15 protein-coding genes are annotated in these 15271 nt (G+C 67.9%); 2 read left to right on the top strand and 13 right to left on the bottom strand.

All coding sequences use genetic code 11. The features are described 5' to 3' along the window. Nucleotides 1-33: 33 nt before the first annotated feature. The 4 genes from rny to G554_RS0102460 form a co-directional block, all read right to left on the bottom strand. Nucleotides 34-1578: a ribonuclease Y gene (gene rny / locus G554_RS0102475; protein WP_084648250.1), complete on the bottom strand. Its 1545-nt coding sequence runs from the start codon at nucleotides 1576-1578 to the stop codon at nucleotides 34-36. Nucleotides 1579-1704: 126 nt separating this feature from the next. Then, nucleotides 1705-2151 (bottom strand): regulatory protein RecX, encoded by a 447-nt coding sequence (locus G554_RS0102470; protein WP_071162133.1) that lies wholly within the window; start codon nucleotides 2149-2151, stop codon nucleotides 1705-1707. Between the two features lie 80 nt (nucleotides 2152-2231). Continuing rightward, nucleotides 2232-3287, bottom strand: a complete 1056-nt coding sequence (gene recA / locus G554_RS0102465) for a recombinase RecA (protein WP_027586666.1) — start codon at nucleotides 3285-3287, stop codon at nucleotides 2232-2234. 197 nt (nucleotides 3288-3484) lie between these two features. Then, on the bottom strand, nucleotides 3485-3679 hold the full coding sequence (locus tag G554_RS0102460) for a DUF3046 domain-containing protein (protein ID WP_027586665.1): 195 nt from the start codon (nucleotides 3677-3679) through the stop codon (nucleotides 3485-3487). Nucleotides 3680-3993: 314 nt separating this feature from the next. Between G554_RS0102460 and G554_RS0102455 the strand changes: the two genes are divergently transcribed. Further along, nucleotides 3994-4767, top strand: a complete 774-nt coding sequence (locus G554_RS0102455) for a DeoR/GlpR family DNA-binding transcription regulator (RefSeq protein ID WP_027586664.1) — start codon at nucleotides 3994-3996, stop codon at nucleotides 4765-4767. A 35-nt stretch (nucleotides 4768-4802) separates the two neighbouring features. On the opposite strand, the gene G554_RS0102450 is transcribed toward G554_RS0102455, so the two are convergent. The 4 genes from G554_RS0102450 to rimO all read right to left on the bottom strand — a co-directional run bounded on the left by G554_RS0102450 (nucleotide 4803) and on the right by rimO (nucleotide 7782). Further along, a complete protein-coding gene (locus G554_RS0102450) occupies nucleotides 4803-5078 on the bottom strand; it encodes a helix-turn-helix domain-containing protein (protein WP_027586663.1) in 276 nt (91 codons plus the stop codon). Nucleotides 5079-5179: 101 nt separating this feature from the next. Then, on the bottom strand, nucleotides 5180-5671 hold the full coding sequence (locus G554_RS14225) for a CinA family protein (RefSeq protein ID WP_036924275.1): 492 nt from the start codon (nucleotides 5669-5671) through the stop codon (nucleotides 5180-5182). Continuing rightward, nucleotides 5661-6281 (bottom strand): CDP-diacylglycerol--glycerol-3-phosphate 3-phosphatidyltransferase, encoded by a 621-nt coding sequence (pgsA, locus tag G554_RS0102440; protein ID WP_027586662.1) that lies wholly within the window; start codon nucleotides 6279-6281, stop codon nucleotides 5661-5663. The genes G554_RS14225 and pgsA overlap by 11 nt, the downstream gene beginning before the upstream one ends. Before the next feature lie 76 nt (nucleotides 6282-6357). Beyond that, nucleotides 6358-7782, bottom strand: coding sequence for a 30S ribosomal protein S12 methylthiotransferase RimO (rimO, locus tag G554_RS0102435; RefSeq protein ID WP_027586661.1), 1425 nt, complete (start codon nucleotides 7780-7782; stop codon nucleotides 6358-6360). A 60-nt stretch (nucleotides 7783-7842) separates the two neighbouring features. Between rimO and G554_RS0102430 the strand changes: the two genes are divergently transcribed. After that, nucleotides 7843-8655 (top strand): fructosamine kinase family protein, encoded by an 813-nt coding sequence (locus G554_RS0102430; protein ID WP_027586660.1) that lies wholly within the window; start codon nucleotides 7843-7845, stop codon nucleotides 8653-8655. A gap of 51 nt (nucleotides 8656-8706) precedes the next feature. Here G554_RS0102430 and pyrE read toward each other — a convergent pair whose 3' ends face one another. From pyrE to carB, 5 genes are all read right to left on the bottom strand, one after another. Further along, nucleotides 8707-9357, bottom strand: a complete 651-nt coding sequence (pyrE, locus tag G554_RS0102425) for an orotate phosphoribosyltransferase (protein WP_027586659.1) — start codon at nucleotides 9355-9357, stop codon at nucleotides 8707-8709. Between the two features lie 105 nt (nucleotides 9358-9462). Further along, complete coding sequence (pyrF, locus tag G554_RS0102420; RefSeq protein ID WP_027586658.1) at nucleotides 9463-10173, bottom strand: orotidine-5'-phosphate decarboxylase; 711 nt, start codon at nucleotides 10171-10173, stop codon at nucleotides 9463-9465. Further along, nucleotides 10173-11195, bottom strand: coding sequence for a dihydroorotate dehydrogenase (locus tag G554_RS14220; RefSeq protein ID WP_084648266.1), 1023 nt, complete (start codon nucleotides 11193-11195; stop codon nucleotides 10173-10175). Before G554_RS14220 ends, pyrF begins: the two co-directional genes overlap by 1 nt. Next, nucleotides 11195-12037, bottom strand: coding sequence for a dihydroorotate dehydrogenase electron transfer subunit (locus G554_RS0102410; RefSeq protein ID WP_027586657.1), 843 nt, complete (start codon nucleotides 12035-12037; stop codon nucleotides 11195-11197). Before G554_RS0102410 ends, G554_RS14220 begins: the two co-directional genes overlap by 1 nt. Nucleotides 12038-12046: 9 nt before the next feature. Continuing rightward, nucleotides 12047-15235, bottom strand: a complete 3189-nt coding sequence (carB, locus tag G554_RS0102405; protein WP_027586656.1) for a carbamoyl-phosphate synthase large subunit — start codon at nucleotides 15233-15235, stop codon at nucleotides 12047-12049. Nucleotides 15236-15271: the final 36 nt, after the last annotated feature.

Genomic DNA, 15271 nt, shown 5'->3' with positions numbered 1-15271 from the left:
GCCTCACGGAGTGCGGGGCCAGCGGGCTGCTGCTTAGTCCACCGAGTCGGACTGACCGGTGACCGCCACCGCCCTGGTCTCACGAATGACGGTCACCTTGACCTGGCCGGGTACCGCAACACGCTCACCCACCTCGGAGGCGATCTGGCGGGCCAGCACCCGGGTGGCGGCGTCGTCAACCTCCTCGGGCTCGACCATCACCCGCAGGTCACGACCGGCCTGGACGGCGAAGGCCCGCGCCACTCCGGGATGCCCGGATGCCAACTCCTCGAGCTCCTCCAGACGCTCGATGTGGGACTCCAGTGAGGTCCTGCGGGCCCCGGGCCGGGAGGCCGATATCGCGTCGGCAGCCTGGATGAGGAAGTCCACGACGGTGGTGGGCTCGAGCTCGTTGTGGTGGGCGGCGATGGCGTGCACCACCGCCTGGGACTCCCCTTGACGCCGCGCCAACTCGGCACCCACTGCGGCATGGGAGCCGGTCACCCGGGGGGTCAGCGACTTGCCGATGTCGTGCAACAGACCGGCCCGTCGGCAGGTGTCGACATCGGCACCCAGATCGGCGGCCATCAGCCCCGCCAGCTGACCGCACTCCACGCTGTGGGCCAGCACGTCCTGGCCGTAGGAGGTCCGGAACCGCAGCGAACCGAGGATGGGGCGCAGTCCCGAGGCCATATCGGTGATGGACAATGCGCGCAGCGCCTCGTCGGCCGACTCAAGGCAGATCTGCTCGATCCTGGAGACCGCCCTGTCGTGGGCCTGTTCGATCCGGCTGGGGTGGATGCGGCCATCGCCGACCAGATCGGCGAGGGTGAGCCGGGCCACCTCCCGGCGCACCGGATCGAAACAACTGATCAGCACGATGCCCGGCGTGTCGTCGATGATCACGGTGGTGCCGGTGACCTGTTCGATGGTGCGGATGTTGCGACCCTCTCGGCCGATGATCCGCCCCTTCATGTCATCGGAGGGCAGGTCCACCGTGGCGACCACGGAATCTGCGGTGATCTCACCGGCGCACCTCTGGATGGCGGTGACCACCACCCGCCGGGCGGAGTTCTCGGCGCCCTGGCGGGCCTGGGCCTCGATCCTGCTGGCCAGCTCCTCAGCCTCGGCCCGCGAACTCGCCTCGGCCCGCTCCAGCAACTCCTGACGGGCCCGGTCGGCGGTCAACCCGGAGATCCGGGCGAGTTCGGAGCCGGCCCGTTCAGCAGCCCGGCTGGCCTCCTGCTGATGGGCGGCAAGTTCGGCCCGCCGGAGCCTGTCGGCCTCCTCGATGGCCCGGGAACGCTGCTGGTACTCCGCCTCGAGCCGGTCCCGCCTGGCCCGCAGATCTGTCTCCAGCTCGTCGCGTCGTCGGCTCAGGTCATTCTCCAGCCGGTCGCGCTGCCGGTCGAGATCCTGCCGGGAGTCGTCGAGTTCCCGGCGGGAATCCCTCAGTTGTTCGCCCGCTCGACGCCTGGACCAGATACCGCCGGCGCCGGACACCACCAGCGCCACCGCCAGCACCACGGTGAGAACCGGCCAGACAGAGATCAGAACCATCAGTGCTGGCAGGGCCGCCACATCGAGGGACTGCATCATTGGATTCCCCTCATCCATCGGTTCTGCCGAGACGTCGTGCCCCAGTTCCCGCCAAGCCTGCCACACCGTCCGTGCCCCCCGCCCGGGCCCCTGCCCGCGGCTCCCCTGGCCGGGAGCCGGCGGCGGCTACTCCTGCTCGCCGAGCTCACCTCGAGCTCGGCGCAGGGCCTCCCAGCAGACCTCGGGTCCGTAGCCCTTGCGGGCCAGGGCCGACAGCACCCGGCGGTCCAGACGCACCTTCTCGACCCCCTGACCGGATCGCAGCCGGCCGACGGCGAGCTGGGTGGCGGCGTCGAGCTCATCATCGTCGGAGACCTCGGCGACAGCCTCGGCGATGATCCTCTGGTCGACCCCCTTGAGTCTGAGCTCCTGGCTCAGGGCACGCCGCGACAGGCCCCGTGACTCATGCCGCGAGCGCACCCACTGCTCGGCGAAGTCGGCGTCGTCGATCAGGCCGAGCTCGGCGAATCGCTCGAGCACAGCGGTGGCGATCTCCTCGGGGACCTCCTTGTCACGCAGTGCGGTGGCCAGCTCGTGGCGGGTCCTCGCTCGCACGTCGAGGCGTCGCAGCACTGCCTCACGTGCGAACTCGTGCCACTGCTCGGGGCTGCGTTCGGGGCGGTCCTCGGCCGGCTTGCGAGCCCCCCGCCGGGTCAGAACATCACCTCCCCGGTCTTCGGGTCGACATCTGCAGGCACCTGGTCATCGGCCGGTTCATCCAGCCCGGTCTCCTGGCGGATCCTGGTCTCGATCTCCTTGGCCACCTCAGGATTCTCCTTGAGGAACTTGCGAACGTTCTCCTTGCCCTGGCCGAGCTGCTCGGACTCCTTGTAGGTGTACCAGGAGCCGGACTTGCGGATGATGTTGAGGTCGACCCCCATGTCGATGAGGCTGCCCTCCCGTGAGATGCCCTGACCGTAGATGATGTCGAACTCGGCCTGCTTGAAGGGCGGGGCGACCTTGTTCTTGGCGACCTTGACGCGGGTCCGGTTGCCGACCATCTCGTCGCCGTCCTTGAGGGTCTGGATGCGGCGCACGTCCAGTCGGACCGAGGCGTAGAACTTCAGAGCCCGTCCGCCCGTGGTGGTCTCGGGGCTGCCGAACATCACGCCGATCTTCTCGCGGAGCTGGTTGATGAAGATCGCCGTGGTGCCGGCGCCATTGAGCGCACCAGTCATCTTGCGCAGCGCCTGGCTCATCAGCCGGGCCTGGAGTCCGACATGGGAGTCGCCCATGTCCCCCTCGATCTCGGCTTTGGGGGTCAGGGCTGCCACCGAGTCGATGACGATGAGTTCCAGCGCACCCGAACGCACCAGCGTGTCGGCGATCTCCAGAGCCTGCTCGCCATTGTCGGGCTGGCTGATGAGCAGGTTGTCGGTGTCGACCCCGAGGTTCTTGGCGTACTCGGGGTCCAGGGCGTGCTCGGCGTCGATGAAGGCGCAGACGCCACCCTCGGCCTGGGCATTGGCGATGGCGTGCAGCGCGACGGTGGTCTTGCCGCTGGACTCAGGGCCGTAGATCTCCACGATCCGGCCGCGAGGCAGGCCACCGACGCCCAGGGCGACGTCCAGAGCCACCGATCCGGTCGGAATGGCCGGGATCTTCACGGTCTCGCGCTCTCCCAGCCGCATCACCGATCCCTTGCCGTACTGCTTGTCGATCTGTTCAATCGCGGCCGAGAGGGCCTGTTCTCGATCTTTCACGGGCATGGCTGTGGTCTCCTCATCCATGGGCCCTGCTCCAGTCCACGTGGCCGGGCTCCGCTGGTCCCGGCCGGACGGCCGGGTCTGTCATGGTGAACTGTAGGGGCGGGCACCGACAATTTTCAGATTCCAGCTGCCCGCTGTGGACAACACCGCCACAGTGAGACTCCGCCCTGTGGACAACTGAGCCCGCCAGGGGGCTCTCAGCGCTCCCGATCGGGAAGTTCCAGGAAGGCCCAGCAAGCCCGCCAGATGCTCTTGATCTCCAGTCCATCGTCCAGCGCCTCGGTCACCGTCCGGCCCCCGAGGTCGGCCATCACCTGGGATGACGCCCAGGACCGGACGTAATCCTCACCGAGCTGGGACTCCAGCCGTCTCCACAGTTCCGTCTCGCGCACCTCGCCAGCCTATGAGCCCTGCCGAACCAAGGGGCAACGGAGCCAGCACGCACTCGGACCTCCCGTGCAGTGACGAGCCGGCGCAGCCAACCGGTGATCTGCTCCGGTTCGGCCGCCGCATCGCGCACCCGATGATCAACTATGATCATCCCGACTGAGTGAGCGCTCACCAGGTGAACAGCACCACAGGGAACTGATCGAGTGATCCAGGTCACGTGCCCCTCGACTCGGGTGCGACACCAGCGCCAGGGAGGAGTTGCGAGATGTCCTTTCCCGCCACTGAGGCGGTCACTTCGACACACCGCAGCGAGCGGATGGTCGCCCTACTGGCCATTCTGCGTGATCGTGACGAGATTCAGCTGCGCGAGTTGGCCGACCTGCTGGGAGCCAGCGCGGCCACCATCCGACGCGATGTGGCGGCACTTGCCGACCAGGGGCTGCTCATCCGCACTCATGGCGGAGCGCGAAGCGCGGGGGTCGGTGCCGAGCTGCCGGTCAATCTGCGCGACGGGCGTCACCGTCCGGCGAAAGCGGCCATCGCCCGAGCCGCGGTGAGCGAACTGCCGCTGGGCAAGCACGCCATCTCGCTGACCGGGGGGACCACCACTGCCGAGGTGCTGCGCGCACTGCATCATCGTCGCGATCTCACGATCGTCACGAACTCGGTCGGGATCGCCCTGGAGGCTGCCCATCAGGGCCAGCAGCGGGTGCTCATCGCCGGCGGAGTGCTGCGCCCCAGCTCACTGGAGCTGGTCGGCTCGCTGGCAGAGGCCACCTTCAAGCAGATCAATGTCGGCACCGCGATCGTCGGCTGCGACGGACTCTCTGTTCAGGGCGGCCTGACCACCCATGACGACATCGAGGCCGCCACCAATCACACCATGCTGGAGCGGGCCTCGCGGATCATCGCAGTGGTGGACGGCTCCAAGATCGGCAAGGTGACCCTCGCCCGGCTGGCCGACGTCGCCGACATCGATCTGGTCGTCACCGACGACACCGCCGATCCCGTGGAGGTCGAGAGGATCCGGGCTCTGGGTGTCCAGGTCAAACTCGTTCACACCCCGGGTGACGATGCCCCCGAGGACTGAGCCCACCAGCGGCCGGACCCGGGCCGCTGCGGTGCTCAGGCGGCGGCAGTGACCTGACGCTCAGCCTTGGTCTCGGCCTTCAGCAGTTTCTCGCTGACCATCCTCATCAGCTCGGACTGGGGAAGCTCCAGGGCCGTGCAGATCGCCAGTATCAGTTCGCTGGAAGCTTCCTTCTGGCCTCGCTCCACCTCTGAGAGGTAGCCCAGCGAGACCCTCGCTCCCGATGACACCTCACGTAGTGTTCGCCCTTGGGCGAACCTCTGCTCACGCAGCGCCTCACCGAGCATTTCTCGAAGCAGGGCAACCTTCATGATGTCTCCTCGTTGTTGATCCCCATTGCCGATCTCGGAGGTGACAACACGTGCCCGGAGGGTTTCATTCCAGCTGATGGCGAAAGTCTCACATCCAGGTCTCAGGACAGTCGGTCGATGAGTCTCAGCGCCGAGCGAAACAGCGATGCAACGGTCTGGTGGCGGATCTCCTCGCGGTCACCGCTGAGCCTCAGCCGTTCCGGTCTCGCCTGATCGCCGCGATCGCGCAGGGCCGCGCAGATATACACCGTCCCGGCAGACTCCCCGTCCTGGGGATCCGGGCCGGCCACCCCGGTGCAGGCCAGTCCTATCGAGGCATCACAGACCCGGGCGCAGCCAAGAGCCATCATCTGGGCGGTGGGGGCATTGATCACCCCGTGCTGGGCGATCCACTCGGCGTCCACCCCGGCCAGGCTGGTCTTGAGGTCGGAGGCGTAAGTGACCAGGCCTCCCCGGTAGGCCGCGGAGGAGCCGGGAACCTCGGTGAGGGTGGCACCGACCAGCCCTCCGGTGAGGGACTCGCAGGTCGCCACCGTCGAACCGGCCCGGATCAGTTCGGCGATCAGCCGGGCGGCCAGCGGATCAGGACTCATCGGCATCTCTGCGGTGCTGGCCGGCGTCGTGCCCCTCACCTGCAACCAGCGCGGCACGGCGGATCCGCACGGCGTCGATGATGTACATCACCCCGGTGATCACGGTGAGCGCGAGGGCCGCGTACATCGCCACCCAGGCAACGACGTCGAACCATGTCGGGGTACGCCACAGACCGATGCACCACAACGTGATGGCCAGGGACTGGATGGCGGTCTTGTACTTGCCGCCCTTGTTGGCGGCCATCACCTCGTACTTGAGCATGAAGACCCGCATCAGCGTGATCCCCCACTCGCGGATCAGGATCAGGCCGCTGATCCACCAGGGCAGTTCGCCGATGATCGACAGGCCGATGAAGGCCATCCCGGTCAGCGCCTTGTCGGCCACCGAGTCCCAGATCTTGCCGAAGTCGGTGATGAGGTTGTAGTGCCGGGCGATCTTGCCGTCGATGAAGTCGGTGAGGATGGCGAGCACGAAGACCACCGTCGTCCAGCTGCGCCAGGTGGCGTCCACCGGGTGGGACAGCAGCATCCATCCGAACAGCGGTACCGCCACCAGGCGGAGGACTGTGAGCGCATTCGGGACGTTGAAATTGCTCGGACGATCGCTCATCTGGGGGCTCCTGGGAGGATGACCTGTCCCGGGCCGGGACGGTCTGTGCCCAGTATCGCGGTCGCGGCGGCCCGCGTCATCTCAACTCCCCGAGCAGGTCGGCGCCCTCACTGCCCACAAAGGCGACCTCGGCCATCTCGCCGGGCCGCAGGCCGCAGTCGGCGGGCAGCATCACCGTGCCGTCGACCTCCGGTCCCTGGTGCGGGGCCCGGCCGATCACGGCATCGGGACCCGCCTCCTCGACGAGCACCCTGGCCTGCTCCCCGATCCGGTCCTCGGCCCGCTGGCTGACCAGCTCGTCGACCAGATCAGCGAGCCGGTCACGGCGCTCGGCGATGACGTCGTCGTCGAGGTGCCCCTCCAGCGAGGCCCCCTCGGTGCCCTCCTCATCGGAGTAGGCGAAGATGCCGGCCACATCCAGCCGGGCGCGTTGCAGGAAGTCGGCCAGGACCTCGACGTCGGCCTCGGTCTCACCGGGGAATCCGGTGATGAAGTTGGACCGGAAGCCGGCACCGGGGCAGCGCTGCCGGATGCCGTCGATGATGCCCAGGAAGGAGTCGGCATCCCCGAACCGGCGCATCCGCCTCAGCAGCGGACCGGCGGCGTGCTGGAAGGACAGGTCGAAGTAGGGCACCACCTTGTCGGTCGACAGCATCACGTCGACCAGGGAGGGGCGCAGCTCGGCGGGCTGCAGATAGGAGATCCGGATCCACTCCAGCCCCTCGATCCGGTCGAGCTCGCCCAGCAGCTTCTCCATGTGGCGCAGATCGCCCAGGTCCTTGCCATAGGAGGACGAGTTCTCGGAGACCAGGAAGAGCTCCTTGACGCCGTGACCGACCAGCCAGCGCCCCTCCTCGACGATCTGGTCGATGGGTCGCGACAGGTAGGAGCCGCGGAAGCTCGGGATGGCGCAGAAGGCGCACCGCCGGTCGCAGCCGGAGGCGATCTTCAACGGTGCGCTGGGGCTGGACGAGAGCCGACGCCGGGTCGCGGCTCGCGGCCCCGAGGAGGGGGTGATACCGGCCGGCAGATCGGGAGAGGTGCGGATCCCGGGCACCGAGACCCCGGACGCGGCGTCGGGCCGGTCGACCGGAGTCAGCGGCAGCAGGGTGCGCCTGTCCTGGGGGACGCGGGCCTCGATCGACCCGCCGGAGAGGATCGTCTGGAGCCGATCGGAGATGTCCTGGTAGTCGTCGAAGCCGAGCACCGCGTCGGCCTCTGGAAGAGCCTGGGCCAGTTCCCTGCCGTAGCGCTCTGCCATGCAGCCCACCGCGACCACCGACTTGGTGGTGCCGCCGGACTTCAGGTCGGAGGCCGCCAGCAGGGTGTCGACCGAGTCCTTCTTGGCCTGCTCGATGAATCCGCAGGTGTTGACCACCACCGTCTCGGCCTGATCGGCGTCCTCCACCAGCTGGAAACCGCCTGCCTCCAGGCGGGCGGCCAACTCCTCGGAGTCCACCTCGTTTCGGGCGCACCCCATCGAGACGAGATGGACGGTCATCAGGTGGTCTGACATGAATCTCCTGCAGTAGGTAACCTCGGCAAGTCTACGGTGGGCGGCATGGATGTCTTCCGCAAGTCCGACCAACGCCCCGGCGCCATCGACTACGAGGTGGCCGGCCTGAACTGGCTGGCCGACGCCGGTGCAGACTCCGCAGCGGTGGTCCCGGTGCTCTCCCATGGCGACGGATGGCTGCAGGAACCACAGCTCGGCGAGGTGCGGCCCACCGCCTCGGCCGCCGAGGATCTCGGACGTCGGCTGGCGCACACTCACGCCGCCGGGGCCTCGCACCTGGGCGCTCCCCCGCCGGCGCCCGCCGGACTGGGGTGGCAGGGCAATGGCTGGATCGGGCTGGCGCCGCTCGCCCTGCCGGCCACCCCGGACGACTCGACGACATCATGGGGAGACTTCTATGCCAGGTTCCGGATCGCCCCGTATCTGGATGCCGAGGCCTTCACCGCCGAGGAGCGGAAGGTGCTGGTGAGGCTGTGCGACAAGCTGTCCTCGGGGGTCTATGACCACCAACAGCCCGCGCTGGTGCGCAGCTCAGCTCCCGAGGGGGCCTCCGGCTGGGCGGCGCGCACCCATGGCGACCTGTGGACCGGCAACATCATGTGGACCGAATCAGGAGCGGTGTTGATCGACCCGGCCGCCCAGGGCGGACATGCCGAGGAGGATCTGGCGGCGTTGGCGGTCTTCGGGGCCCCGCATCGCGAGAGCATCTGGTCGGCCTACGACGAGGAGTCGTCCCTGGACGAGGGCTGGCGGGAGAGGATCGGCCTGCATGAGCTTCACATGCTGATGATCCACTGCAAGCTGTTCGGCAGGGGCTATGTCGCCCAGACCCTGGAGATCGCCCGGCGGTGGGTGTGAGGTGATGAGGAACTCCGAGGAGCTCGGCTGCGCAGATCCCCGCAGACCAGCTCAGTGGGCCTCGGACCAGGCCTGGGGATCAGAGGACCAGGTCGACAGCGCGGCCTGCTGGGCGGCACTGATCGCCCCGGAGGAGGCGGCGACCTCCACCAGGGTCGGGTAGTTCGACAGGGTGTACAGCGGCAGGCCCGCCTTCTCGAAGTTCTGCCTGCCCTTCTCCAGTTCGTAGCAGAAGATCGCCAGGACGCCCAGCACCCGGCCTCCCTCGCGCTCCACCGCGGCGGCGGCGTCCAGCACCGATCCGCCGGTGGAGATGAGGTCCTCGACCATCACCACCGTCGAGCCTGCCGCCAGCCGGCCCTCGATCTGGTTGCCCTTGCCATGGTCCTTGGGTGCCGAACGGACATAGACCATCGGCTTGCCGAGACGGTCTGCGGCCAGCGCGGCGTGGGCGATACCGGCGGTGGCGGTACCGGCCACCACATCGGCCTGCGGGAAGTTCTCGGCCGCCAGGGTGGCCAGACCGCCGGCGATCAGTGACCGCACTGCCGGGTCCGACAGCGTCACCCGGTTGTCGCAGTAGATCGGCGAGTGCATCCCCGAGGCCCAGGTGAAGGGGTCGTCAGGCGACAGCGACACGGCACCGACAGACAACAACCCCTCGGCGACAGTGCGGGCCAGGGCGTGATTGGAGATGGTCATGGGAACTCCTGGTTTCGAGATGGTGAGGATGGTGGGCAGGGCTTCGGCAGGCCGGTGCTGCGCCGTGCCGAGGAGGGATTCGTCGGGATCCGGAGGCGGTGCGGATCAGGCCGCACGGCCCGAGTTCCAGGCCTCCTTGATGGCGTGATAGGCGGCCACCGGATCATCGGCCCGGGTGATGGGGCGTCCCACCACGATGGCCGAGGACCCCATTGCCGAGGCCCTCTCGGGGGTGGCGACCCGTGCCTGGTCGCCGACCGCAGCGCCCGCCGGCCGGATCCCAGGAGTCACCCTCAGGAAGGAGTCTCCGGTGGCCTCGCCGATACCGGCGGCCTCCCATGCCGAGCAGACCACCCCGGCCAGTCCGGCCGACTGGGCCAGTCGGGCGTAGTGGACGACCGACTCGGCCAGCGGGGCCTCGATGAGTTGCTCGGCGTGCATCGCCTCCTCGGAGGTCGAGGTGAGCTGCGTGATGGCCACCACTGCCGGGTCGTTGGCCGCCCCCGACAATCCCTCCAGGGCGGCCTCCATCATGGCTCTGCCGCCGGCCGCGTGGACGGTGAGCAGGTCGGCGCCGAGGCCGGCCAGGCTGGCGGCCGCACGTTTGACGGTAGTGGGGATGTCATGGAGTTTCAGATCGCAGAAGACGTCATGGCCGGCTTTTTTGAGGGCCGTGACGATGCCCGGCCCGGAGGCGTAGAACAACTCCATGCCGACCTTGACGAACAACGGTTCGTCGCCGAACCGGGAGACCAGGGCCAGCGCCTGGTCCGCGCTGGGCAGGTCCAGGGCGATGATCGGACGAGAGGTGTCCATCAGTTCTCCTTCATGACGTAGCTGTCGTCCAGCGGGTGCAGCTGGTCGGCCGGATCGGGTGGTTGAGCCGGGCGGTGCTCGGATCGCACCTCGTCGCGCAGCTGCTCCAGGCTGGCAATGCCCAGCTGGTCCATCAGCGGCTCCAGTCCATCGATGATCCGGGGACAGGCCAGTGGATCGGTGAAGTTGGCGGTGCCGACGGCCACCGCGGAGGCACCGGCCATCATCATCTCGATGGCGTCCCGGGCACTGGTGACGCCGCCCATCCCGATCACCGGGATGTCGACCGCACGGGTGACGGCGTCCACCATCCGCACCGCGATCGGGCGAACCGCCGGACCCGACAGCCCGCCGGTGCCATTGGCGATCACGGGGCGGCGACGATGCAGGTCCAGGCGCATCCCGGTGAGGGTGTTGATGAGGGTCAGGCCATCAGCCCCCGCGCCCTCGACCGCGCAGGCGATCGCGGCGATGTCGGTGACATTGGGCGACAGTTTCACATACACCGGCACCTCGGAGACCGCCACGATCGCGGCGGTGAGCTCGGCGGCCACGTCAGGTCTGGTGCCGAAGGTGATCCCGCCGTGCTTGACATTGGGACAGGAGATGTTGATCTCCAGGGCCGCCACATTGGGGGCGGTGGAGATCACCCGGGAGACCTCGACGTAGTCCTCGGTCAGCGTCCCGGCGACATTGGCGATGATCGGCAGGTCCGGGAAGTGCTCGGCCAGCCAGGGAAGCTTCTGGTCCATCACGGCGTCCAGCCCGGGGTTCTGAAGGCCGATCGCATTGAGCATCCCCGAGGGGGTCTCGGCGACCCGAACCACCGGGTTGCCGCGGCGCGGTTCCAGGGTGGCGGCCTTGATCATGATCGATCCGAGCACTGACAGGTCGTAGTACTGCGCATACTCGGCGCCGAATCCGAAGCAGCCGGAGGCCGGCATGATCGGGTTGGACAGCGTCAGTCCGGGCAGCCGGACGGCCAACCGTGAGCCGGCGGCGTTCTCACTGCGAGCCGGGATCACAGCACGACCTGCTCGGCATCGAAGACCGGTCCGTCCCAGCAGATCCGGTACTGGTGGGCGCGATCTGTGGCATCAGGGACCACGCAGGCATAGCAGGCCCCCACTGCGCAGGCCATCCTCTCCTCCAATGACAGCTGGGTCGGCACCGACCTGCCGAAGGCGGCCTGAACGTAACGCAGCATCGGCAGCGGGCCGCAGGCGTACACCGCCTCGGGGCTGAAGGCGGTGGCCTGCGGCGCCAGAGCCAGGTCCGCGACGGTGCCACCGGTCCCGGCCGATCCGTCGTCGGTGGAGATGAGCACCTCGCCGAGCTCGGCGAACCGGTCGGCGTAGAAGACGTCGCCGGCGTCGCGGAAGCCCAGTCGCATCTGCACCCGCACTCCCCGATCGACCAGCCGGCGGGCCAGCAGGTAGAGCGGGGGGACGCCGACTCCCCCACCGATCAGCAGCGCCCGACCACCGGGACGGACCGCATCCAGGTCGAACCCCCGGCCCAGCGGCCCCAGCACGTCGACCGGTGAGCCGACGGTCTGGCCCACCAGGGCGGCGGTACCGGCACCGACCACCCGCAGGATGACGGTGAGATCGCGGCCGTCGGTCGAGCAGTCGGCGATCGAGATCGGCCGACGAATCACCGGGGCGCCGCCCTGGTCGGCCGGGATCACCGGCAGCAGGTCCAGGAAGGTGCCGGGATCCGGCAGTGGTCCAGGTTCGGGGCGGCGCAGTACCAGGGAGAAGACCTCGCGGGCGATCTCGGAGGTGGCCACCAGCTCCAGCAGCTCGGGGCCCGGCCGGTAAGCCCCGGTGGGGGTGCCGGTGGTCGGAGTAGGCTCGGTCATCGGCATCTCTCAGATGACCTCGGTGGAGAAGGCCCGCGACTCCATCACCTGGCAGATCGCGCTGGCGGTGTCCAGAGAGGTGAACAGCGGAATGCCGCGGCCGATCGCCGCCCGGCGGATCTGCTTGCCATCGATGATGGTCTCCTGACCGTTGGTCATCACGTTGATCACGGCGTCGCAGCCGTTGCGCCCGATCAGGTCCAGCACCGACTCGGTGGAGCCGTCCTCGGTCGAGCCGATCTTGTGGGCGACATCGATGTTGAGTCCGGCGTCGCGGAAGTACTGCGCGGTGCCCTTGGTACCGACCAGTTGGAAGCCGATCCGGTCGAACCGACGGGCCAGTGTGAGGGCCTCGGCCTTGGCATCGTCGGCGACGGTGAACAGCACCTTCCCGTAATCCGGGACATGCAGCCCGGCGGCCTCGAAGGCTTTGTAGAGGGCCTTGGCGACGGTGTCGTCGGATCCCATCACCTCTCCGGTGGACTTCATCTCCGGGCCCAGGTGGGAGTCGACCAGGTCGAGCTTGGAGAAGCTGAACACCGGGGACTTCACATGGATCCTCGTGGACTCGGGCATCAGGCCGGGTTCCAGGCCCAGGCTCTCGAGGGTCTCGCCGAGGATCACCCGGGTGGCGATCTGCGCCATCGAGACCCCGGTCACCTTGGACAGGAAGGGCACCGTGCGGGAGGCCCGCGGGTTGGCCTCGATGACGTAGACCACCTCGTCCATCACGACGAACTGGATATTGAGGATCCCCCTGGTGTTCAGGCCCAGGGCCAGCTTCGTCGTCACCTCGATGATCCGTTGCTTGACCTGCTCGCTCATCCGTTGCGGGGGGTAGACCGCCATCGAGTCCCCCGAGTGCACCCCCGCCCGCTCGATGTGTTCCATGATGCCGGGAATGAGGACCTGGGCGCCGTCGCAGATGGCGTCGACCTCGCACTCCACCCCCTCCAGATAACGGTCGATGAGGATCGGGCGGTCGGGGCTGACGTGGACCGCCTCGCGCATGTACTTCTCGAGCTCGTGGGGGGCGTTGACGATGGCCATCGCCCGCCCGCCGATGACATAGGAGGGGCGCACCAGCACCGGGTAGCCCAGCCCACTGGCGACCTCCAGGGCCTCGGCCGGATTGTGGGCCATCCCGCCGGGAGCCTGCGGGATGTCCAGACTCTGCAGCAGTTTCTCGAATCCCTCGCGGTCCTCCGCGCGGTCCAGATCCTCCAGCTGGGTGCCGAGGATCCTCACCCCGTGGGCGGCCAACGAGCCGGCCAGGTTGATCGCGGTCTGGCCGCCGAACTGGACGATGACGCCTTCGGGCTGCTCCAGCTCGATGACGTCCAGGACGTCCTCGACGGTCAGCGGCTGGAAGTACAGCTTGTCGGAGATGGAGAAGTCGGTGGAGACCGTCTCCGGGTTGGAGTTCATGATGATGGCCTCATGGCCGACCTGCTGGATGGCCTGCACCGAGTGCACCGTGGCGTAGTCGAACTCGATGCCCTGGCCGATCCGGATCGGGCCGGAACCCAGCACCAGAATGCTGGGACGCTCAGATCGGATCGACTCGTTCTCCACCTCGTAGCTGGAGTAGAAGTAGGGCGTCTCGGAGGCGAACTCGCCGGCGCAGGTGTCGACCATCTTGTACACCGGCCGGAACCCGGCGGCCAACCGGAGGGTGCGCACCTGGTCGGCGGTGCGACCCCACAGCCGGGCGATCGCGGAGTCCGAGAAGCCGTTGCGTTTGGCGATCCACAGTGACTCGGTGTCACCGGGGGTGACCCTCAGCCGCTCCTCGATCTCCAGGATATGAGCGATCTTGTCGAGGAAGAACAGGTCGATACGGGTCTGCTCATGCAGCTCGGCGATGGTGCGTCCCCGCCGGATCGACTCCGCCAGGCAGAACAGCCGGTCGTCACGGGCGTGCAGCAGCCGCTCCTCCAGGACGTCGTCGGGCAGGTTGGCCACCGAGGAGTCGGAGATGTGATCGGCGCCGATCTCCAGGGAGCGGACCGCCTTGAGCAGCGACTCCTCGATGGTCCGCCCGATCGACATCACCTCACCGGTGGCCTTCATCTGGGTTCCCAGCCGCCGGTCGGCGCGAGCGAACTTGTCGAAGGGCCAGCGCGGGATCTTGGCGACGACGTAGTCCAGCATCGGCTCGAACATGGACCAGGTGGTGCCGGTCACGGGATTGCGGATCTCGTCGAGAGTGAGGCCGACGGCGATCTTGGCGGCGATCTTGGCGATCGGATATCCGGTGGCCTTGGAGGCCAGCGCCGAGGACCGGGAGACGCGCGGGTTGACCTCGATGACGTAGTAGCCGAAGGAGTCGGGGTCCAGAGCCAGCTGGACATTGCAACCGCCCTCGATCCCCAGCGCCCGGACGATGGTGATGGAGGCGTCGCGCAGCATCTCGTGCTCGTGGTCGGTCAGGGTCTGGGTGGGAGCGAAGACGATGGAGTCACCGGTGTGGACCCCGACCGGGTCGAAGTTCTCCATATTGCAGACCACCATGGTGTTGTCCGCGGAGTCACGCATCATCTCGTACTCGATCTCCTTGTACCCGGCGATCGACTGCTCGACCAGGCACTCGGTGATCGGTGAGAGCTCCAGGCCCTTGCCGACGATGCGGACCAGTTCGCCCTCGTCGCTGCAGATCCCGCCGCCGGTGCCGCCCAGGGTGTAGGCCGGGCGCACGATGAGCGGGTAACCGATCCGGGTGCCCACCTCAACGGCCTCGACCACGGTGTGGACGATCTCGGACTCGGGCACCGGCTGGCCGAGCTGGTCCATCAGCTGCTTGAACAGGTCGCGGTCCTCGGCCTTCTGGATGGCGTCCAGGCCGGTGCCCAGCAGTTCGATGCCCAGCTCGTCGAGGATCCCGGAGCGGGCCAGTTGGGCCGCCATGTTGAGACCGGTCTGTCCGCCCAGGGTGGGGACGATGGCGTCGGGGCGCTCCCGGCGCAGGATCTGGGAGACGAACTCGAGGGTGATCGGCTCGATGTAGACCCGGTCGGCGATCTCCCGGTCGGTCATGATGGTGGCCGGGTTGGAGTTGACGAGGATGACCTCGTAACCCTCCTCCTTCAGGGCCAGGCAGGCCTGGGTGCCGGCGTAGTCGAACTCCGCCGCCTGCCCGATGATGATCGGTCCGGATCCGATGACGAGGATCCGGTGAAGGTCACTACGACGTGGCATCAGTTGTTTCCCTTGATCGTGGTGTTCTGGGCCGTG

It is taken from the genome of Acidipropionibacterium thoenii DSM 20276, from assembly GCF_000423445.1.
GTDB lineage: Bacteria > Actinomycetota > Actinomycetes > Propionibacteriales > Propionibacteriaceae > Acidipropionibacterium > Acidipropionibacterium thoenii.
This window is presented reverse-complemented; position numbering and strand designations above follow the sequence as displayed.